The following is a 20,636-nucleotide window of genomic DNA, read 5'->3' as shown; positions in this document are numbered from 1 at the left end:
TTATAATGTCGCATGTTTCCGACTTCTGATGTCAGAAGTCAGCGTTGTAATGGGTAAAATGAATGAAACGTAGTCTAGTTCTTGCCGCAGTCTTGTTATCAGCCTGTACCAATTTGCCACAAAAAGCGGTAAAACCTGACCCGGTGCAGCCCGTCCAACCAGTAGCGCCTGAGCCGGATTTAGTGCCTGGCGAAGTTGTCAGCTCTGATAACACCGAGGCAATGCCGACCGACTTCGGCCTGATTTTTATCGACCGAGATATGTCTTTTCATGGCACCTTGCCATGTAAAAAATGCCCGGGCATCCAATATCAACTAAATGTATTGCAGGATGGCCGCTTTGAACTGCGCCGCGATTATATCGACCGAAACACGGTCGAGCTGTTAAGCGGGAACTGGCAACTGGACGACCGCACCCTGCATTTGTCCAGTAAACAAGGCAAAGTGCCGTCGTTTCAGTTTGGCAGCAATCAACATCTTATTTTGCTAAATGCGGCTGGCAAGCCCATGGTTTCTAAAGACAACCAGACGCTCACCCGCACCCAGCAGTTCGCCCGGATCGATACCAGAATGCCGTTATTAGGGCTCTATCAGCTGAAAAATAATGAGGCCAGTTTTATCGACTGTATGACCGGTGAAAATCACAGCATTGCGATGACGCAGCATCATATGCCGATGCTACGTTCTTATCAGACAGATCCGAAGCTGAGCGGTAAAGCCGTAGTGGCGACCATGACTGCACGCAAGAGTAACGAACAACAGCAGGCATTGTTAGTCGATAAGTTTGACCAATTCTGGCCTGGAGCGACATGCCCAGATAAAGCGGCTACAGCAAAAGTACAAAATCTGGTCTGGCGCCTGCAAACAGTGTCACAAATCAGCGTGCCGCAAAAATTGAATATTCGGCTGATGTTTGACCAAAACAACCGGATCTTTGGCTTTTCCGGCTGCAATAATTTTAATGCCGGCTATGCGCAAAAAGACAACCAACTCAAAGTGTTACCTATTGTCAGCACCCGGAAGTTTTGCAATGACGCTAATTTCTATGAACAACAATTTACCAAACAGCTGCAGGCAGCTGACCGGATTGAAGTCAATCAGCAAAAACTGCAACTGTTCAAAGAGAATAAGGTGATTATGGAATTACTACCCGCGGTCAATTAACCGTAGGAACGAATGAATCAGGCGCTGCGGCGCCTTTTTTAATGACTGCTTTTTAGGAGTTATTAAGCAACGAAGTGGGTTTTCTCCAAAAACAAAAAAGGCAGCCGAGGCTGCCTTTTTAACTACTTAATCAGATTAAGCAGACAGTGCTTGTTTCGCTTTCGCAACTAAGGCAGCAAATGCGCCTTTGTCGAATACAGCGATGTCAGCCAGAATTTTACGGTCGATTTCAACCGATGCTCTTTTCAGACCATCGATGAAACGGCTGTAAGATAAACCGTTTTGACGTGAAGCAGCGTTGATACGCGCGATCCACAGTTGACGGAATTGACGTTTACGTTGACGACGGTCGCGGTAGGCGTATTGGCCGGCTTTGATAACTGCTTGGAACGCTACACGATAAACACGGCTGCGGGCACCGTAGTAGCCTTTTGCCTGGTTTAATACCTTCTTGTGACGCGCACGTGCGGTCACACCACGTTTTACTCTTGGCATGTCAGTCTCCTAAATTATGCGTATGGCAGGCAACGAGCTACTGAAGCGACGTCAACTTTAGCAACTAAAGTTTTCGGGCCCAGATGGCGCTTACGCTTAGAAGACTTCTTCGTCAGGATGTGGCGAAGATGTGATTGCTTACGTTTAAAACCACCAGAAGCGGTCTTTTTAAAGCGCTTGGCAGCGCCTTTATTGGTCTTCATCTTTGGCATAGTGAGCTCACTCGCAATTGTGATATTACAACGAATAATAAGGCGGAAAACCACGCACCACTACGTTACCGCAGTGGCGTATGGATTCACTTGTATGCACTTATTACTTCTTAGTCGGGGCCAGCATCATGATCATCTGACGACCTTCAACCCGACTTGGGAACGACTCACAAACAGCAATGTCTGCCATGTCGTCTTTAATCCGGTTGAGGACTTCAATACCGATGTCCAAATGCGCCATTTCACGACCACGATACCGCAGCGTTACTTTGGCTTTGTCACCCTCTTCAATGAAGCGACGCAGGTTGCGTAGTTTTACCTGGTAATCGCCTTCATCAGTTCCAGGCCGGAATTTTATTTCCTTAATCTGGATCTGTTTTTGCTTCTTCTTCTGCTCTTTCAGAGCCTTACCTTTCTCAAAAAGGAACTTACCGTAGTCCATTAACTTACAAACAGGCGGTTCAGCTGTTGGACTGATTTCGACCAGATCACAACCACCTTCTTCGGCCATACGGATGGCTTCAGCGGTACCTACTACACCTAATTGTTCACCTTCCAGACCCAGCAAGCGTACTTCGCGTACGTTGATTTCTTCGTTAATACGATTCGGTCTGTTCGTTGGTAAAGGTTTCTTTCCTACTTTAATGGTACGTTCCTCCAGAGATTGAAATCGGTCAGACCCGGTTGTTGATTTCTGTTGTTAGTTTTTCAACAAATGCTGCAACAGTCATTTTACCAAGGTCTTCGCCTTTGCGCGTCCGCAGTGCCAAATCGCCGCTTTCGACTTCTTTGTCACCGACCACGACCAGATATGGGACGCGGGCAAGCGTGTGCTCGCGGATTTTAAAGCCTATCTTCTCATTTCTCAAGTCAGAAGTTGCTCTAATACCGTGAGATTTGAAAGTTTTTACCAATTCTTTGGCATAATCGGCCTGATTGTCCGTGATATTCATCACAACAACCTGAGTTGGTGCTAACCAGGCCGGGAAGAAACCGGCATATTCTTCAATCAGAATGCCGATAAAACGTTCCAGCGAGCCTAGGACCGCGCGGTGGATCATCACAGGAACCTGACGATCATTACCTTCAGCCACATAACTGGCGCCTAAACGGCCCGGTAATGCGAAATCTAGCTGCACTGTACCACACTGCCAGGCCCGGCCTAAGCAGTCATGCAAGGTGAATTCGATTTTCGGACCGTAGAATGCCCCTTCACCTGGTTGCAGGTCAAAGGCAATGCCATTGGCTTCCAATGCTTCGGCCAGCGCCTGTTCGGCTTTGTGCCACATTTCGTCGGTGCCGATCCGTTTTTCCGGCCGTGTCGACAGCTTGACCTGTACTTCTTTAAAGCCAAAAGTGCTGTACACATCAAAAATCATTTTGATGCAGCTCGACACTTCCGTCTGAATTTGTTCTTCAGTACAGAAGATGTGCGCATCGTCCTGAGTGAAACCACGCACGCGCATCAGGCCATGCAAGCCACCTGATGGCTCGTTACGGTGACAGCAACCAAATTCAGCCATCCGCAGCGGTAAATCGCGGTAGGATTTCAGGCCCTGATTGAAAATTTGCACGTGACCCGGGCAGTTCATTGGCTTGATGGCGTAATCGCGGTTTTCTGAACTGGTAACAAACATGTTCTCAGCATATTTTTCCCAGTGACCAGAACGCTCCCACAGCACTTTGTCCATCATGAATGGACCTTTGACTTCCTGGTAATCGTACTCAGCCAGCTTTTCGCGGACAAAAGCTTCTAGTTCACGGAAAATGGTCCAGCCGTCGTTATGCCAGAACACCATGCCTGGCGCTTCTTCTTGCCAATGGAACAGGCCAAGTGCCTTACCGATTTTGCGGTGGTCACGTTTTTCCGCTTCTTCTAACTGCAGTAAATAAGCGGCTAATTGCTTTTTATCCGCCCATGCTGTGCCGTAAATACGTTGCAGCATTTTGTTTTTTGCATCGCCACGCCAGTAAGCGCCGGCCACTTTCATGATTTTGAAATGCTGGCAGAACCGCATATTCGGCACATGCGGACCACGGCACATATCAATGTATTCTTCGTGATGGTACAGACCTGGCTGGTCGTCTTTGGCGACGTTGTCAGTCAGAATTTCCATCTTGTAACTTTCGCCACGGGCAGCGAAGGTATCGTACGCTTCCTGCCAGCTGACTTTTTTCTTCACGACGTCGTATTCAGTCTTCGCCAGTTGCAGCATGCGCTCTTCTAACTGCGCTAAATCGTCGCTGCTGATTGGGCGGTCCAAATCCACATCGTAGTAAAAACCGTTATCGATCACCGGGCCGATTGCCATTTTGACATTGGGCCATAACTGCTTGATGGCGTGACCGAGCAAGTGCGCACAAGAGTGGCGCAGGATCTCTAAACCTTGCTGATCTTTGCTGGTGACAATGCTTAAGCTGCTGTCTTCGGTGATGAGTTCGCAAGCGTCCACTAACTGACCATTGATTTTGCCGGCGATAGTCGCTTTGGCTAAACCTGGGCCGATGTCTTTGGCAACATCCATTACAGATAATGGGGCTTCGAATACGCGCTGACTGCCGTCAGGCAGAGTAATGACTGGCATGATAAATCCTCACAGTGGTGGCCCGTACCAAGGGTCACATGTTGAATAAAAGTATGTAGTGGGCTTTTTGGTTTTGCCGTACGAGTGGCGAAACAACACAACGACTGAACGTATCAGCGGTTGGGCACTAAAAAGCGCAGCCATATTACTGGCTGTGATTGGTCGGGGCAAGTCTGCTGTCCGACTTGTGTTTGTTCCTGATCAATACGCCGGCCAGCGGAACTGGCAAAGTCGTCCATAATTCTGAAGTTAGTTTCTATTTATTTTCACTGCGGAGCAGCGACATGTGGCAAGCCATTGCGGACCAAATCAGTACCGAACTGCAACAAGATTTCCGGATCTCTCATAAACAACAACTCGCCACGCATTCTGACAATCTACTGTTTCACATCAGTGGTGCCGAGCAGCAATATCTGGTCAAACTGAATCGCCGTGATGTGCTCGATAGCTTTGAAGCTGAGGCTCTCTCGCTGAGATTTATCCAAAACCGGCATTGTGTCCGGGTACCGCATGTGATCTGTGCTGGCCAGACAATCGAAAAAGCCTTTCTGGTACTGGAGTATCTGCCGCTGGCAACAGACCACCCGTATGGCTGGCAAGCGCTTGGCCATCAACTGGCCTTTTTACATCAGGCCGATGACCAGGCGATGTACGGTTTTGACTGGGATAACTATTTAAGCTCCACCCTGCAACCGAACCAATGGGGTAGCAACTGGTCGGTGTTTTTTTCCGAACAACGTATCGGCTGGTTATTGCAACTGTTAGCTGAGCAGCAGCAGACGTTTGGCGATATCGATAAAATAGTCGACCGAGTGCGCCAACGCTTGCATCATCATCAGCCCAAGCCCGCGTTAGTGCATGGCGAATGCTGGCGCGGCAATGTTGGCTTTTTAGGTGAAACCCCAGTCCTGTTTGACCCAGCCTGCTATTTTGGTGATCGCGAAGTAGATATTGCCTTCGCCGGTTTGTTTGACCCGCTGCCAAATGCATTTTTTTCTGCCTATCAGCAGGTGCACGCCCTGCCAGAGGGATTTACCGAACGCAAAGACCTCTATAACCTGTACCACTTATTGCATCTGGCATATTTACGTGGTGGCCGATACAGCTGGCAGGCACAGGAGCTGATTCAGCAGTTATTGAGCTGACGCACAGGAGATATTGTGGTTCAGGCAGTTATTTTTGATATGGATGGCTTGTTGCTCGATTCCGAAGACTTTTGGCAACAAGCAGAATATGAGACCTTTTCAGCCCTCGGTGTACCGCTCACGCTTACCGATACAGCAAAAACTGTCGGCTGGCGCTGCGATTATGTCGTGGACTATTGGTACCGGCAGTCGCCTTGGACCGGGCCGACGCAAGGCGAAGTGGCTGACCAAATCATTGCACAGGTGATCGAATTGATCCGCCAGCGCGGTGTGTTGTTACCGGGCGCACGACAGGCATTGCAACTCTGTCAGCAGCTCCGATTACCGGTGGCACTTGCCACCTCATCCAATCACCATATGATGCTGGCTGCATTGGAACATTTTGAATTAATGCCCTACTTTCTCGCGACTTGTTCAGCGCAATATCTGCCGTATGCCAAGCCACATCCTCAGGTCTATCTGAATGCAGCCGCGGCCCTTGGTATTGCGCCTGAACTGTGTCTGGCACTGGAAGACAGCGTGACAGGTGTGATTGCTGCGAAAGCTGCCCGGATGCGCTGTTTCGCAGTACCTGAACCGCAACACCGGCACGACCCCAGGTACAGCATTGCAGACAAAGTGTTGGATTCATTGCTGCAGCTTGAACAGAAAGATTTGTTAAACCTCTGAACTGACGTTGCTTTATGACGGCAACTTTACAGCTGCTGTCATCAGCAGTGGGCGTGCGTCTGATGTGCTGCTCGCTGCTGGTTGTAGACAGTTCTACACTGCACAGACAACAGCCAATCTAAGGAGATACCGATGCAACTCCTTCATAAAACCATTCTCTGCCCATTTTGTGGCCACCCAACCCATATCACGCTGGATATCAGCGGCGACGACCAAGACGACATTGAGGATTGCAGCAATTGCTGCAACCCTATCCACATTGTGATGCACAAAGATGAAGCCAGACACAGTGTGCAGGTGTTTGTCGACGCCGAAGACGAACAGTTTTATTAGGCTCATTGCCTGGCGTTTTTTTGCTCCGGCAAAAACAACGCCAGCAGTTTTCGGCGCAAATATGATCGCAACTTTTCGCAAGGCGCGGTCATCAGCCAGCTAAAACCTAACGCCAGAATACCAATCAGGACGCCGACTTTTTGTTCTAACAGCCCAACACTCAAAGCGGTAAAACAGTACAGCGCCGGGTAGTGGAACACATACAAAGGAAATGTGGCGCCGGATAAACGACTAATCATGGCCTGCACAGTTTGACGCACTTGCATCTGCCGTAACAGTCCAGCCATGCCAACCAGATGCACCGCAAAACCAAGCGCGATAATATAGTCAGTGACAAAAGCAGTAGAATGACCGAAAAACTCATGCATTTGCGGGCCAAGCCAGTGGGCCACGCGCCAGTTGATGTACAAGTTCCCGACCTTGCCGACCACCATCAACAGCACAAATGCCGCCCCGCCAAAGGCCATCAGCATATTCAGCGGACGACTGCGGTCAGTAGCAGCATAGCGGTACACCCAAACCCCGGCGAGCCAGGCAGGCAATAGCAACAGGATCTTCGGGCCAATTACTAAAGCGGCAAGCGAACACCACAACCAACGATGACGGCTAAACATAAAAACCGCAAACAGCAGATAATACGCCGCCTCAAATGACAATGACCACAGCGGGATGTTGGAGCCGACGTGCATACCACCTACCCAAAACTCGTTGGTAAACAACAAGGAACTATGTAAGGCCGCATGCAGTGGCTGCGCAGGTTCGTAAAGCTCCGGCAACATCAACCGCCCAACACTGTCGAGCAGGATGGTTGCCAGTACCGCCGGCCAAGCCACCGATACCAGCCGGCTCACCCGGCTGATGCCGTACGACATCGCGGTACGTTCTTTGGTCTGCTGGACAAATGCAATAACAAAACCTGACAAGACAAAAAAGATCACCACAGCATCGTGGCCATAACCAGCTAATGGTGATATCCAGCTGCCATCAAAGCGTTCATAGGCCGCATGGTGGGCAAACACCAGCAAAGCGGCGAATAACCGCAGAACATCGAGATAAACCGACAATGCCGGTGACAACACTTTTGATGACGTGGGTGCCCCGATCGGCGATGCTGCCACCTGCTGCCATGCTGCGGCGGGCATGCTGCCCACCGACACCGGCTGCGCCGTGGCTGGTTCCAGATTGAGCCTGTCACCAACCTGTTTGTGGCCCAAAGTCGTGATGGCCAGCGTTTCCGGGATCAGATGCAACCAGAAACTGTGGCCTTCGACCGCACCGACGGTGAGACTGGCACCATCAATCGCAATAAACCCCTTTGGTTGAATGTAAGACGCAAGTTCAGCCGGAAAACTCAGTTGCATGGCGCAATTGTCGTCGCTGCGCTTAATCGTCAGGATCTCAGCGGTCGCGCTGACGTGGCCAGAGACGATATGGCCGCCAATCTCATCACCAAACTTCAGCGACCGTTCGAAATTGACCTTGGAGCCCGGTTGCAGCGTCCCTAAATTGGTCTTAATCAACGTTTCGTCAATCACATCAAAACTGACCCAGCCCGCGTCGATATCAAATTCAGTGGCCGTCAGACAGGTGCCATTGACCGCAATACTGGCCCCCCTTTGCAGCTGCTGCAGATTCGACGAGCCTGCATCCAGCGTCAGCCGCAGAAAGCCGTCACGCTTCGTCAGATCCCGCACTTTTACTTGTGCCTGCACTATTCCGGTAAACATGCATTTCCCCGTTGTGTTAACATTTAAGCCTTAAAGCAAGACCGATTGCAGCCTGAAGAGCGCCCAATGTTACCCTTTTCCCGTTTTGAAGCAAAAACCATTCTGAAACTCTCAGGCCCCATTATGGTGGCGCAACTGACGCAAACCATGATGTATGTCATCGATACGTTGATGGCGGGCCGGGTTGGCGTCACCGATATGGCCGCCGTAGCGATAGGCTCGGCATTATGGCTACCGATTTTGCTGACCTTTCAAGGCCTGTTACTGGCGTTAACGCCGATTATCGCGCAACATTTTGGCGCCGGCCGCTACAAAGAAATTCTGCCAGCAACTTATCAGGGTGGTTTGCTCGCGCTGTTATTGTCGTTCCTGATTTTTGCCGGCATGCAATTTATCGACATGCCACTGAGCCTGATGCAGATGGATGATGAACTGCGGCAAAAAGCCCTCGCTTATCTTGGCTACATCGCCTGGGGCATTTTCCCCGCGGCCGGTTATATGATCCTACGCAACCTATATGAAGGCATTGGATACACCAAAGCGGCAATGTGGATCAGTTTTGTTGGCATTCTGGTGAATATTCCTGCCAACTATGTGTTTATCTACGGCAAATTTGGAATGCCGGCACTCGGCGGCGCTGGTTGTGGCCTCGCGACCAGTCTGGTGTTTGTCGCGATGTTCCTGACTTTGCTTGGCTACGCCGCTTTTGGTCGGCGCACCGCTTTTGTCCGCGCCCGTCTGCACTCTTACCGACCGGATTGGGCGCAAATCTGGCAAATCGTGGCACTGGGCACACCAGTCGCATTCGCTTTTTTCTTTGAAGTGACCTTGTTTACTTGCATTCCGCTGATGATCGCACATTTAGGCCCCACTGTGGTTGCTGCGCACCAAATTGCCAACAACTTCTGTTCTATGGTGTTTATGTTGCCACTCAGTATCGGCCTTGCGACCACCATTCGCGTCGGACACCTGGCTGGCGGCAGTGACGTCAAAGAGCTGCGTAAAGCGATAGCGACAGCTATCCAGATTGGTTTGTTGTTGGCAATAGGCATCGCTTTATTGACGCTGTTGACCCGGCATTGGGTTGCTGCGCAATACAGTACTGACCCGGCCGTATTAGAGCTGGCAGCAGCCATTCTGATTTTGGCCTGTTTCTACCAGCTTTCGGATGCAGTGCAGGTCATTTGTAGTTGTACCTTACGTGGTCTCAAATACACCAAACCTATTTTTTATATCACTTTAATCGCCTACTGGCCCATCGGTTTTGGCCTTGGCTGCGTATTGGGTTTAACCGACTGGCTGGTAGCGCCGATGGGTGCGCAGGGCTTCTGGGTGGGGATCATTATCGGCCTGACTGTCGCAGCAGTGTTACTTGGCCGGTTATTAGTCTGGCAACTGAAACGGATGGAAGATGGTAGCTGGCAACCGGCAGAGCCGCATCAAAGCACCTTATTGCATTAACAGGTTCATCTGTTACACGTTGACGGCTGCGGTATTAAGTGGCTGTCAACCGCAGCCGGAAGCATTGCTGAATGATTATCAGGCAAGACTCGAGCGGGTGCTCGATGTGCCTGCCGTAGATTTGAGCAAATCAACGTTACAGCCACTGCCGGAGATCCGCGCGCTTAGTATCGTTATCCCGTCAGCGACAATTGATTTAACCGATATGCTGGCGCTCGATATCTGTGATTTAGAAACGCTGATTGCCGAGCGCAATAATAGCCTCGGTAAAGTGCTGAATGACGCGTTGTTATTGCAATACGAACTAAAGTTGCTGGTGAAGCTTGGCAATTGCCTGAGTTCCCCTGCCCTTATCAGGCAATTAGCGCCAGAGCTACAGACAACACTGCAACAAATTTACCGGCAGAAACAACAACAATTACCGGCGGTGTTGGCCAATATGCTTAGCCGGGACCAAACCCTGCGCCAACAACTCAGTGGCAGTCAGCGCGGAATTGCCGCCGACCAGAGCGGCCTCGCTGAGAGTATCCAGGCGTTAAAGCAACTCAACCTACTGCGGCGCCATATTGTGAAACAGGATTATTTGGCTGCCAGCCAAATCCACATTATCAACGCAATAGGCGCCTTGCACCAAAGCCAGCTCGTTGCCGACTTACAACACAGCCTGCGCTTGTCGCAACAATTCTTTGCCGAGCTGAATGCGCTTTTAACGCAGATCCCGCAGAAACAGCTTTGTCAGGCCGACAACACCGTGCGGGAAAATCTGCTGAGCCAAATCTTTATTGGCCGAGTGCAAGCTGATTTGGCTCGCGTTGATGGCATCGCAACGGCGCTCATCAATGAATTGCTGCAGCTCTACCAGCAACATCCCCTGCAACCGACGGTACAACAACGTCTGCAAGTACCACAACTTCAGCTGCAGCAACATCTGCGCGAACACGTGGCATTTTGGCAGCGCTGGCGCCAATGTGATGCCCCCCGCTAAGTCTGCCTAACGCGCAAAATTGCAGCGGTTAAGCCAAGTTACCGAAAAAACGCTTGCAATCACCTGAGGCAAAAAATACTATAGCCGCCGTTGTCAGCACTGCTGATGACACAGGTTGCGTCCTTAGCTCAGTTGGTTAGAGCACCACCTTGACATGGTGGGGGTCGGTGGTTCGAGTCCACTAGGACGCACCAAATTCTCAAAACAGTACACCCAAATGCGTCCTTAGCTCAGTTGGTTAGAGCACCACCTTGACATGGTGGGGGTCGGTGGTTCGAGTCCACTAGGACGCACCAATAATCCTAACTTTCACTGACATCTTTGGTTCATTCTGCGTTCTCAGCGTAGGGTCATGCTCCTGCTTGCTCAACAAATCTAAAATTTTAGCTTTCCACTGAACAATAAGCCCTGCGCCTACGTATCAACCCACGGAAATCTTAATCATTTAAGTTTTCCCAAAAATGCAACTATGATCCTATAGTTAGCACTGCTCAAATATACCGGCTAGGAGCCGCTATGACCATTCAACGAAAATTCACTGTGATGTTATGTACGCTCAGCGCCGTGCTGCTTTTGCTGGCTTTTGCTTATATCTGGAACCGCTCACACGATGAACTACACCAGAGCCTGACCACCCAGGAACAAAATCTCCAACGTGAGTTACTGAATTCATTGCAGCTAACAGATGCCTTGTTGTCTCAACAGGTTAAAGCAAGCATGCGGGTGTTTCAAAAACAACTGGCGGCTTCGGGAGACATTGCAGCGGGTAACGTCACAACTATCGGTGCCGTTCAAGCACCGGACTTACTGATTGGTGGCAAACCGCAAGCGAATAACTTTGAGTTAGTCGATGCGCACACCACAATGATGGCTGGCACTGCCACTTTATTCAGCAAATCAGCTGACCAGTTTATCCGCGTTTCAACAAACGTTCAGACCGCTACCGGTCGAGCCATCGGCACCCCACTCGCTCCGGGCGGCATCGCCTATACAACGGTCAGCCAGAAGAAAGCATTTTATGGCCATGTTGATATTTTGGGTAACCCTTTTGTCACGGCTTATGAACCACTGCTAAACACTAGTGGCGAATTGGTTGGTATAGCTTACGTTGGATACAAAGCCGATTTGGCTGAGCTGACTGAACTGGTCAACAACAGTAAATTGTTGGAGCAAGGATTTGTCGCTCTTATCGATAAAACCGGTGTGGTCCGGGCGTCTTCATCCCATATCAAACCTGAAGCGCTGAAAAAAGCCCTGGCAGACAGTGACGAATGGACGGTGAAAACACAGCAATTCACGCCCTGGAACTACAGCATTGTCACCGGCGTCAATAATGCCGAAGTCGATGCCGTGGTTCGTGGGGAAATTGTCCGTGCCTTCGCCTGGCTCAGTAGCGCGGTCTTGTGTTTTATCGCTGCGGTATACCTGTTATTGCAGAGACTGGTGATCAGCCGGATTGAGGCGACCCACGCAGCAATCTGCGCCATCACCAGCGGTGATGGCGACCTGACCAAACGTTTTGCGGTCTACAGTGATGACGAATTCGGGCAAATGGCGCGTCAGTTTGATTTGTTACTCGAGCAATTACAGCAAATGATGCATCAAATCAGCCAAATCACCGGTGAACTGCAGGCATCCTCGAACCAACTGTCCGGATTTGCTCAGCAAAGTTACCACGCCACGCAGGATGCCGGCGATCGACTGGCCCAGGTTACTGATGCGGCAACATTGCTGTCAGATAAAACAGCCGCAGTCACAGACAATGCAATCATTGCCAGTGACAGTAGTGCAAATATCGCCAGCATTACTCAGGATGCAAGCGTTGCCCTGCAAAGAGCCATCGCTCAGTCAAACCGGCAGGTTGAAGCCGTTGAGAAATCTGCGCAGGCGATGTCAGGCCTGAACAATGCCAGTGGCCAAATCGGCAGCATTTTAGAAGTCATTAGTGCTATTGCTGAGCAAACCAACCTGCTAGCACTTAATGCAGCGATTGAAGCAGCTCGCGCCGGTGAGCAAGGACGCGGTTTTGCTGTGGTTGCGGATGAGGTCCGGTCGCTTGCCAGCCGCACTCAGGCCAGTACCAGTGAGATCCGGCAGAAGATTGATTTGCTGCAGCAAGGCGTGGTCTTAGTCGAGAATATCAACAACGAATATCGTCAGACCGTGCTGGAATCGCAACAACACACCGCTGAAGCTAATCAAGCCCTTGGAAAAGTATTACAAGCCAGCTCAACCATTACGCAACTGAATCAGCAAATTAGTCGGTTAGCGTCAGATCAGGCGACCTTGGCAACTACCATGCAAAAACAAACGTCAGCGCTGATGCAGACAACGGACCATAGCAGCGTTCAGGCGAAGAATACCGATCAGGCGAGTCAAGCGGTGAAGAGACTAGCTGAGCGTTACCAGCAAGCGTTGGCGAAATATCAGATTAATCATCGCGGCTAGTGTTGTTAAGCCTGTCAGTGAGTTATAGCGCGCAGCCGCGGGGCTAGCCGCATCTACGAAGTTGTGTAACGATGATGGCCTTTTGATTGGTGAGGCTTTGGCTATGCAACTGTCCGATATCGTTATTCTCAGCGCTGCCCGCACGCCGATCGGCAGTTTTGCCGGCAGCCTGTCGGGTCAGACACCGGCCCAGCTTGGCACTGTTGCGGCGCAGGCGGCGATTTCGCGCGCTGGCGTCTCACCAGGCGATATCGCCAGCTCAGTGTTTGGTCATATAATTACCACCAGCGCTGCCGACGTATATCTGGCGCGGCATATCGCATTGAACTGCGGGATGTCAGTACAGAGCGATGCATTTCAGGTAAACCGGCTATGTGGTTCCGGCCTGCAGGCGGTGCTCAGTGCGGCGCAGCAATTAATGTTAGCCGGCGATAAGGCGCCGCAACAACTCGCCTTATGTGGTGGCGCGGAGTCGATGTCGCAGGGCGCATTTTTACTGCCCGGTGTCCGCAAGGGCTTACGATTTGGTCACGCGACCGTGACCGATTTAACGCTTGGCATTTTAACTGACCCTTTTGGCAGCGGCCATATGGGTATCACAGCCGAGAATATTGCTAAGCAGTATCAGTTTAGCCGTACTGAACTTGACCAGCTTGCGCTGCAGAGCCAGCAACGGGCTGCACGGGCACAACAACAAGGGCTCTTTTCCGCGCAAATTGCGCCGGTCACATTGACCGGCAAACAAGGCGAATTTCTGTTTGCTGAAGATGAACATCCACGTGCTGATACGACGCTGGCAAGTCTGACGCAATTAAAACCTGCTTTTCTGCGCGACGGTGTGGTCACTGCCGGCAATGCGTCCGGCCTCAACGATGGCGCGGCTGCACTAGTTCTGGCCACTGCTTCTTATGCCCGTGCGCATGGCCTGCGTAGCAGAGCCCGCTTGCATAGCTGTGCTTTTGCCGGTGTCGAACCATCGATGATGGGTTTAGGCCCGATCCCTGCCGTGCAGCAGCTACTACAACAATCTGGCGTTGGTCTGGCTGATATCGCGGTGATTGAATCGAATGAAGCTTTTGCTGCACAGGCGCTGGCCGTCAGCCACACACTTGGGCTGGACCCGGCGCGGGTCAATCCAAATGGCGGCGCTATTGCGCTTGGGCATCCGGTTGGCGCGACCGGCGCGATACTGGTAGTGAAAGCATTGTATGAACTGGAACGTCTCGATGCGCAGTTTGCTTTAATTACCTTGTGTATCGGCGGCGGTCAGGGCATTGCACTGTTGCTGGAACGCTGTGGCTGATGCAGGATGAAAGGCACTGATTTCGCTGTGCGTACGTTGGCGAACGGAGTTCCTGTTATGGCTGTGTAACATTATGGCTTCGACTACCCCAGCCAACCCGGAGCATCACATGAACATTCAACCGCAGTTCAGTCAAATTTTACGTCGTAGCCTGATCCCAGTATTGGCGGTCCTGCTGTGCACAGTGCCACCTGTGTCGGCGCAAACCAAAGATACCACCAGTGTTGACATCACCCGGCAAGTGGACGGCACCCCGGCGCTGGATACCGATGTAACAAATCGGGTCAAATCTGCCATCGCCATGGACAATGCATTGAGTGGATTTGATATCGGTGTTGTCACCACCAAAGGTGACGTACATTTAACCGGCAGCGTCGATACTCAACTGCAGATCAATCAGTTGGTCGCGATCACCCGCGACGTGGAAGGGGTGAAAAGTGTTAAAGACGAACTGAAACTAAAACCATAGTCCCGACATATAGAAAAAAGCCCCGCAGTTTCCTGCAGGGCTTTTTTTCAACATCAGACATCAGGTATCAGAACTTATAACTGAAGCCTGCGGTGTAGGTCCGGCCACTGGTGGTGGTGTTGTAGTGGCGATCATTGGAGTCGCTATACTGCTCCTCACGCTGATTGGTCATGTTGATTGCTTCCACGGTCAGTTTCAGGTTTTCTGATACCTGATAGAACGCGGAGAAATCAACAAAAGTGGTGGCATGGAAACCGCGCTCATCTTCATCCCGTAAGCCACCTTCTACCACGCTGATATAGTCGTCGCGGTGGGCTGCAGAAATACGGGCGCCGAATTTCTCAGCTTCATAATAAAGCGTCATGTTGTAACTTTGTTTGGATAAACCAGGGAAACTTTTCTCCTGACTTTGGCCAGAGCCCTGCACGTTCCGATACAGAGTGGTACCGTCAACCCAGGTATAGTTCGCAATCACACCCATCTGGTTAAAAGGAGCAGGCAGGAAATCCAGGTCACGCTGGAATGCCAGTTCTGCGCCTTTAATCGTCGAGGAATCGGAGTTCTGCGGCGACGTCACGTCAAACAGTGAATCCATAGTGGCACCATTTGGCAACAATGAAGCCGGCAAACCGGTGTCACTGTATTTCACCGTGGTTACTTCGGTAACAATGAAGTTATCAATGTCCTTTTTGAACACGGCCGCAGATAAAGAACCCACGCCTTCATAATATTTCTCTAAAGCCAAATCGAGGTTCACTGACTCAAACGGTTTTAAATCAGGGTTCCCTACCGTGATTTTACCGACTTCACCCGGTGAACCGGTCATCTGCGCGACGTTAGCGGATACCGAAATTGCACTCAATGAAGGTCGGGTTAAGTTTTTGCTGGCGCCAAAACGCAGCAGCAAATCGTCTTCCAGTTCGTAGACTAAATTTAATGACGGCAGCATGCCGGAGTAATCGCGGGCGATTTCAACCGGTAAACCTTTGGAAATACCGCGCGAAGTCAGATCGGTTTTGTAATAACGCGTGCCAATACTGCCTCGTAAGTTCTTTCCGCCGATGGTCGCATCCCAGCTGTATGTGGCATAGGCAGCATCGGTATCTTCTTCCACAGTATATGAGTTGGTCTGAATGATTTTGTCACTGCCCAGTTTCAAATCAGAAATACCATAAAATGCCTGTAACGCCGCTACATCAGCCTGACGCCAAGACATATTCGGGTGCACGTTATAAACCGAAGTCACCGCATCAGAAATCGTCTTCACACCATTGTTCAGCGGTGTTGCTTTACTTTGCACATAACCAGAATCTTCCCGGTTGTCGCCGCTATTTTTAAATGACTTGGTGTTCAGACCGAACGCGATCACACCGGCATCATCCAGCGAATAGTCAAAGTCAGCTTTTATATTGTCAAAGTCGGTCGCGATGTAATCTTCGCGGAAATACAGATCTTTCACGGCCCAGCCGCTCATCGCTGCGGGATCAAAGTCATAGGTATTGACGCCATAAAAACGGTCTTGGGTAAAGTCAGTGGTGATGCCGCCGGTGCGGATCAAATTGACTTTATCAACACGAGGTTGGTCATAATCTGACGTGCTGGTACCGAACTGGAACTTAGCCCCAAGTTTGTCAGTGATCTGCCAGTCAGAATTCAGCGTAATCTGGTTAAATACCGATTCATTGTAATCAGCGCGGTTTTCAGTCTGAATAGTGGAGTTACTGAAGCGCGCATAGACAGCTTCCAGATCGCCATTGTTATCGATGTATTTCAGTTCTTCGATTTTGCCCAAAGCAGTGCTGGAAGCGCCGCCGGTCGAAATATGATGCTCGTCTAACGTGTTTTCGAGCTTGCCATACATATATTCAAGCGCGAATTTTAAATCATCGCTGGGGCGGTATTGCAAAGACGAAGTCAGACCTAAACGTTCCTGATCGTTATTCCATACCGAATAGCGATTCCCCCGCGCGAACCAAAGTGAACCCGCAGCAGCTTTGGCTGCAGTATCGGCATCCACAGTGCTACTAATGCCGTTGGTGGCGCGGACCTGACGCCAACGGTAGGTGTTGTAACCCATTTCCTGCGAGTTTTTCTGGCTGTACGCCACTGACACTAAAGCGCCGAACTTGCCCCAGGTATTGGATACCATGCCGACCAGCCGTGGATTGGTTTCATCAGCATTGGTGTTAGTGCCTAACTGACCGCCGACGGCGCCTTGAAATCCGTCATAATCAAACGGCTTGGCAGTGCGCAAATTGACAGTACCACCAATCCCACCTTCTTCCTGCTCAGCAGAATAGGATTTCTTCACGTCGATCTGATTAAACAGTTCTGAGGCAAAGATATTAAAGTCAAAAGCGCGCGAGCGACCGACAGCACCGCGGCTGTCCATCGGTGATGACGAAATGCCGAGCGCTTCCATACCATTGACCTGGACCCGGGTAAAATCAGGGCCTAAACCGCGCAGAGAAATCTGGCGGCCTTCACCGCCTTCCCGCGTAATGGCAATACCTGGTACGCGCTGCAGCGAGTCGGCCAGGTTCTGATCCGGGAAGTCGGCGATGTCTTCGGCCACGATGGAATCTTGGGCCACCATAGCTTCGCGTTTTAAATCTTTCGCTTTGATCACTGAATCGCGGAAGCCTTTGACTTCAATCACTTCAGTTTCATCGGCCTTGGTCTGGTTGCTTTGCTGGGCACCTGCGCTAAAAGCGGCGCCAAGTGCAGTGATCACGGCAAGCGCGACCGCTGTTTTCTGCTGTTTGTACATATCTACCCCTGTTTGTGTTGTGTTTTTTCTGTCGTCTGTTCAGACCAGTTTCGATTCAGCAGATGAAAGCCTGATGACACCGGTGTCAGACATGACGTTTTTTTTACCACAGTTTCGGCCAGTGACGTTTCCTGCCATCGACAGCGTCAAACCAGCCTGATTTCATTCCGGTATTTCACCCGTTTCATCGCCAAACTGAGGACCACAAACTCTCAGCCACACAGGTGTATACCTTGCCGGCGCTGCATACCTATCGGTAGTCAGAATCCGGCCAGCACATCCAGACAGGCGCACAAGGTGTGATAGTCACACTTCGCGCCCGCACTGCTTTTTTCATTGGATAATTTCTGGTTCTGTCTACTCAGCACGCGATACCAAGCGCCGTGCTGATGATCGACAAAATTCGCCCAGCAATAAGCCCACAACTGGTTATATTGTTCGAGATACTTCGGCTGAGCCGTCGTCTGATATAACAGAGCCGCGGCGGCCATACTCTCGGCTTGTACCCAGAAGTACTTGTCGTCGTCACACCATTGACCGTTCAGGTCATAGCCGTACACCAGACCACCCTGTTCATGGTCCCAAGCCAGAGCAAAAGCGCGGTCAAATAACTCAGCGGCGCGGCTGACCAGCGCCGGATCCGGCGCTAACCGGTGTAGTTGCAACAACAACTTCGCCCATTCAGTCTGATGCCCCGGCTGGAAGCCCCAGGGCCGGTATAAATTTTTCGGATCGTTTTTGTTGTATTCAAGGTCCAGCTGAAACTGCGGCGTGTAATGTTCCCACACCTGCCCGTCACTGAGAGCCGCCTGGCGGTTGGTGATATTGTCGGCCAGCAACTGCGCACGCTGCAGATAGCGGGATTGCCGGGTTGCCTGATAGGCAGCCAGCATCGCTTCACATAAATGCATATTGGCGTTTTGACCGCGATAGCTGCTTAATACCCCGTCGCTACTGAGCTCATCAGCGTAAAGACCATACTCAGACTGCCAGAAGCGTTGCTCCAGTAGATCCCAGGTTTGTTGCAACTGGCTGCTGACATCAGCGACCCCCGCCAGCTGAACATGGGCGTAGGCCAGCAGCACAAAAGCATAACCATAAGCCTGCTGCGTATTGGACTGGACCTGATGGTCTTGCAAAGTCCAGGCGTAAGCCTGGCTGTCGCGCTGAAAATGATAAGTTTCAAGGTACTGCAGGCCATGCTTGGCATAAGCGCGGTATTTTTCGGCAAGCAATGGTTCGCCATCGCCGGCCAGTTCACGGCTGGCTCTGGCGTAATTGACAATCAAGCGTGTACTGCTGACTAACTGGCGAAACCCCGGTGCAAACAAGCTGCCATCATCATAATAATTCTGGAAATAACCACCGGCCGGGTCTAACACCCGCGGGTCATAAAACCCGAGAATATCGCGGCAATGCTGGCGGATAAATCCAGCTTGATAGAATTCAGTGGTTTGACTTTGCATCAGCACTCACTTCCCGTTTTTTGTCGCCAATTAGCTGTTGTTTTAGCGCCGGCCTAAACCGCCGGCTCTGGCTACTCTTTACCAGTTAAACATGGTGCCATCTTCTAACCGGTTTACCGGCAGATAAGCGCGTTTGTACGGATATTTAGCCGCTAGTTTTTCGTCGATATCCACGCCATGGCCCGGTTTTTCGCCGGCATACAAATAGCCGTTGGCGAAGTGATAATCATGCGGGAACACTTCATCAGTGGCATCGGTATGGCGCATATATTCCTGGATGCCGAAATTTGGTACCCAGGTATCAAAATGCAGCGCCGCGCCCATAGTGACCGGACTTAAATCGGTAGCGCCATGGAAGCCGGTACGGACATGGTACAGCTCAGCCAGATGCGCAATACGGCGCAGATGGGTGATACCGCCGCCATGTACAATAGTGGTGCGGATATAGTCAATCAGCTGCTCGCTGATTAGTTGCTGGCAATCGTGGATTGACGCAAAGACTTCACCGACCGCAATTGGCGTTGTGGTGTGATGACGGAATAAGCGGAAACCTTCCTGCAGTTCAGCCGGCACAGCATCTTCTAACCAGAATAATTTATACGGCTCCAGTGACTTACCAAGCTGCGCCGCTTCAATCGGTGTCAGGCGGTGGTGCGTATCGTGCAGCAGATGGTGGTCATAACCATAAGTTTCACGCAGCACTTTAAACAGTTCCGGCACACTATTGAGATATTTGCTGGTGGACCAGACGTTTTCAGACGGCAGATCGTTGTCGGCCGGCTCGTAATACATTTTGTCTTTCGATACGCCATAAGTACTGGCAAGGCCCGGCACGCCAGTCTGGGCACGGATAGCTTTGTAACCCATCTCGATATAACGGCCCACTTCTGCCACTGTTTCCGCGATAGTGCTGCCGTTGGCATGGCCATACACCATGATGCCGTCACGACTACGACCACCCAGCAACTGATACAGCGGCATATTGGCGGCTTTTGCTTTGATATCCCATAACGCCACATCAATAGCAGCAATCGCGGTCATGCCAACCGGACCCCGGCGCCAATAAGCGCCACGATAGAAAAATTGCCAGATATCTTCAATACGGCTGGCGTCACGCCCAATCAGACAAGGGATCAGATGGTCCTGCAGATAGCTGGCGACCGCCAGCTCGCGGCCATTTAACGTCGCATCACCGATGCCATATAGCCCCTGATCCGTGGTAATTTTCACCGTGACAAAATTGCGATCGGGACAGGTAATAATGACTTTTGCATCAATGATTTTCATCTGGATCCTCTGAAATTCCGCCATCGGAACTGCTTTCAACTGCTTTGCTTCGCCCTGCTACAATATCCGCCGGTGTTGCCACCGCTGGCATTTTGCAACCGCCTGCTCCGGTAATACC

Annotated in this window: 17 protein-coding genes and 2 tRNA genes; 11 read left to right on the top strand and 8 right to left on the bottom strand. The window is 51.0% G+C overall.

Annotation, left to right across the window (positions count from 1 at the left end; translation table 11 throughout):
- Positions 1 to 62 precede the first annotated feature (62 nt).
- Complete coding sequence (locus ACFFJP_RS08800) at positions 63 to 1,163, top strand: META domain-containing protein (RefSeq protein ID WP_377242522.1); 1,101 nt, start codon at positions 63 to 65, stop codon at positions 1,161 to 1,163.
- A 135-nt stretch (positions 1,164 to 1,298) separates the two neighbouring features.
- Here the strand turns inward: ACFFJP_RS08800 and rplT are convergent, their stop codons facing one another.
- The 4 genes from rplT to thrS form a co-directional block, all read right to left on the bottom strand.
- Positions 1,299 to 1,658 (bottom strand): 50S ribosomal protein L20, encoded by a 360-nt coding sequence (rplT, locus tag ACFFJP_RS08795; RefSeq protein WP_031565008.1) that lies wholly within the window; start codon positions 1,656 to 1,658, stop codon positions 1,299 to 1,301.
- Between the two features lie 14 nt (positions 1,659 to 1,672).
- A complete protein-coding gene (rpmI, locus tag ACFFJP_RS08790; protein WP_208931265.1) occupies positions 1,673 to 1,870 on the bottom strand; it encodes a 50S ribosomal protein L35 in 198 nt (65 codons plus the stop codon).
- Between the two features lie 103 nt (positions 1,871 to 1,973).
- Positions 1,974 to 2,516 (bottom strand): translation initiation factor IF-3, encoded by a 543-nt coding sequence (gene infC, locus ACFFJP_RS08785; protein ID WP_208933498.1) that lies wholly within the window; start codon positions 2,514 to 2,516, stop codon positions 1,974 to 1,976.
- Positions 2,517 to 2,544: 28 nt separating this feature from the next.
- Positions 2,545 to 4,455: a threonine--tRNA ligase gene (gene thrS / locus ACFFJP_RS08780; protein ID WP_377242519.1), complete on the bottom strand. Its 1,911-nt coding sequence runs from the start codon at positions 4,453 to 4,455 to the stop codon at positions 2,545 to 2,547.
- A 284-nt stretch (positions 4,456 to 4,739) separates the two neighbouring features.
- Between thrS and ACFFJP_RS08775 the strand changes: the two genes are divergently transcribed.
- From ACFFJP_RS08775 to ACFFJP_RS08765, 3 genes are all read left to right on the top strand, one after another.
- Positions 4,740 to 5,600, top strand: a complete 861-nt coding sequence (locus ACFFJP_RS08775) for a fructosamine kinase family protein (RefSeq protein ID WP_377242517.1) — start codon at positions 4,740 to 4,742, stop codon at positions 5,598 to 5,600.
- 15 nt (positions 5,601 to 5,615) lie between these two features.
- Positions 5,616 to 6,269, top strand: coding sequence for a hexitol phosphatase HxpB (gene hxpB / locus ACFFJP_RS08770; RefSeq protein WP_377242515.1), 654 nt, complete (start codon positions 5,616 to 5,618; stop codon positions 6,267 to 6,269).
- 132 nt (positions 6,270 to 6,401) lie between these two features.
- Positions 6,402 to 6,602: a CPXCG motif-containing cysteine-rich protein gene (locus ACFFJP_RS08765; protein ID WP_377242512.1), complete on the top strand. Its 201-nt coding sequence runs from the start codon at positions 6,402 to 6,404 to the stop codon at positions 6,600 to 6,602.
- A gap of 2 nt (positions 6,603 to 6,604) precedes the next feature.
- On the opposite strand, the gene ACFFJP_RS08760 is transcribed toward ACFFJP_RS08765, so the two are convergent.
- On the bottom strand, positions 6,605 to 8,329 hold the full coding sequence (locus tag ACFFJP_RS08760; RefSeq protein WP_377242510.1) for a riboflavin synthase subunit alpha: 1,725 nt from the start codon (positions 8,327 to 8,329) through the stop codon (positions 6,605 to 6,607).
- A 66-nt stretch (positions 8,330 to 8,395) separates the two neighbouring features.
- Between ACFFJP_RS08760 and ACFFJP_RS08755 the strand changes: the two genes are divergently transcribed.
- From ACFFJP_RS08755 to ACFFJP_RS08725, 7 genes are all read left to right on the top strand, one after another.
- Positions 8,396 to 9,790 carry an MATE family efflux transporter gene (locus ACFFJP_RS08755; RefSeq protein ID WP_377242508.1) on the top strand — a complete coding sequence of 465 codons (1,395 nt, stop codon included), beginning with the start codon at positions 8,396 to 8,398 and terminating at the stop codon, positions 9,788 to 9,790.
- The gene (locus tag ACFFJP_RS08750) at positions 9,741 to 10,775 is read left to right on the top strand and encodes a DUF3080 family protein (RefSeq protein ID WP_377242506.1); all 1,035 of its coding nucleotides are present in this window, start codon (positions 9,741 to 9,743) and stop codon (positions 10,773 to 10,775) included. Before ACFFJP_RS08755 ends, ACFFJP_RS08750 begins: the two co-directional genes overlap by 50 nt.
- 117 nt (positions 10,776 to 10,892) lie before the next feature.
- Positions 10,893 to 10,969, top strand: a tRNA-Val gene (locus ACFFJP_RS08745).
- 25 nt (positions 10,970 to 10,994) lie between these two features.
- Positions 10,995 to 11,071: transfer RNA gene (locus ACFFJP_RS08740), tRNA-Val, on the top strand.
- A gap of 220 nt (positions 11,072 to 11,291) precedes the next feature.
- Positions 11,292 to 13,223, top strand: coding sequence for a methyl-accepting chemotaxis protein (locus ACFFJP_RS08735; RefSeq protein WP_377242504.1), 1,932 nt, complete (start codon positions 11,292 to 11,294; stop codon positions 13,221 to 13,223).
- Between the two features lie 103 nt (positions 13,224 to 13,326).
- On the top strand, positions 13,327 to 14,526 hold the full coding sequence (locus ACFFJP_RS08730) for an acetyl-CoA C-acyltransferase (RefSeq protein WP_377242502.1): 1,200 nt from the start codon (positions 13,327 to 13,329) through the stop codon (positions 14,524 to 14,526).
- Between the two features lie 109 nt (positions 14,527 to 14,635).
- Complete coding sequence (locus tag ACFFJP_RS08725) at positions 14,636 to 14,995, top strand: BON domain-containing protein (RefSeq protein WP_377242500.1); 360 nt, start codon at positions 14,636 to 14,638, stop codon at positions 14,993 to 14,995.
- Positions 14,996 to 15,062: 67 nt separating this feature from the next.
- Here ACFFJP_RS08725 and ACFFJP_RS08720 read toward each other — a convergent pair whose 3' ends face one another.
- From ACFFJP_RS08720 to manD, 3 genes are all read right to left on the bottom strand, one after another.
- Positions 15,063 to 17,765 (bottom strand): TonB-dependent receptor, encoded by a 2,703-nt coding sequence (locus ACFFJP_RS08720; RefSeq protein ID WP_377242498.1) that lies wholly within the window; start codon positions 17,763 to 17,765, stop codon positions 15,063 to 15,065.
- Between the two features lie 260 nt (positions 17,766 to 18,025).
- Positions 18,026 to 19,231, bottom strand: coding sequence for an AGE family epimerase/isomerase (locus tag ACFFJP_RS08715; protein ID WP_377242495.1), 1,206 nt, complete (start codon positions 19,229 to 19,231; stop codon positions 18,026 to 18,028).
- Between the two features lie 78 nt (positions 19,232 to 19,309).
- Positions 19,310 to 20,518, bottom strand: coding sequence for a D-mannonate dehydratase ManD (gene manD / locus ACFFJP_RS08710; RefSeq protein WP_377242493.1), 1,209 nt, complete (start codon positions 20,516 to 20,518; stop codon positions 19,310 to 19,312).
- Positions 20,519 to 20,636: the final 118 nt, after the last annotated feature.

The organism is Rheinheimera tilapiae (assembly GCF_042432165.1).
In the GTDB taxonomy this organism is placed as follows: Bacteria; Pseudomonadota; Gammaproteobacteria; order Enterobacterales; family Alteromonadaceae; genus Pararheinheimera; species Pararheinheimera tilapiae.
This window is presented reverse-complemented; position numbering and strand designations above follow the sequence as displayed.

Coding starts and splice junctions, on each gene's coding strand:
- ACFFJP_RS08800 (WP_377242522.1), top strand. CDS start 63: ATGAAACGTAGTCTAGTTCTTGCCGCAGTCTTGTTATCAGCCTGTACC.
- rplT (WP_031565008.1), bottom strand. CDS start 1,658: ATGCCAAGAGTAAAACGTGGTGTGACCGCACGTGCGCGTCACAAGAAG.
- rpmI (WP_208931265.1), bottom strand. CDS start 1,870: ATGCCAAAGATGAAGACCAATAAAGGCGCTGCCAAGCGCTTTAAAAAG.
- thrS (WP_377242519.1), bottom strand. CDS start 4,455: ATGCCAGTCATTACTCTGCCTGACGGCAGTCAGCGCGTATTCGAAGCC.
- ACFFJP_RS08775 (WP_377242517.1), top strand. CDS start 4,740: ATGTGGCAAGCCATTGCGGACCAAATCAGTACCGAACTGCAACAAGAT.
- ACFFJP_RS08765 (WP_377242512.1), top strand. CDS start 6,402: ATGCAACTCCTTCATAAAACCATTCTCTGCCCATTTTGTGGCCACCCA.
- ACFFJP_RS08760 (WP_377242510.1), bottom strand. CDS start 8,329: ATGTTTACCGGAATAGTGCAGGCACAAGTAAAAGTGCGGGATCTGACG.
- ACFFJP_RS08755 (WP_377242508.1), top strand. CDS start 8,396: ATGTTACCCTTTTCCCGTTTTGAAGCAAAAACCATTCTGAAACTCTCA.
- ACFFJP_RS08750 (WP_377242506.1), top strand. CDS start 9,741: ATGGTAGCTGGCAACCGGCAGAGCCGCATCAAAGCACCTTATTGCATT.
- ACFFJP_RS08735 (WP_377242504.1), top strand. CDS start 11,292: ATGACCATTCAACGAAAATTCACTGTGATGTTATGTACGCTCAGCGCC.
- ACFFJP_RS08730 (WP_377242502.1), top strand. CDS start 13,327: ATGCAACTGTCCGATATCGTTATTCTCAGCGCTGCCCGCACGCCGATC.
- ACFFJP_RS08725 (WP_377242500.1), top strand. CDS start 14,636: ATGAACATTCAACCGCAGTTCAGTCAAATTTTACGTCGTAGCCTGATC.
- ACFFJP_RS08720 (WP_377242498.1), bottom strand. CDS start 17,765: ATGTACAAACAGCAGAAAACAGCGGTCGCGCTTGCCGTGATCACTGCA.
- ACFFJP_RS08715 (WP_377242495.1), bottom strand. CDS start 19,231: ATGCAAAGTCAAACCACTGAATTCTATCAAGCTGGATTTATCCGCCAG.
- manD (WP_377242493.1), bottom strand. CDS start 20,518: ATGAAAATCATTGATGCAAAAGTCATTATTACCTGTCCCGATCGCAAT.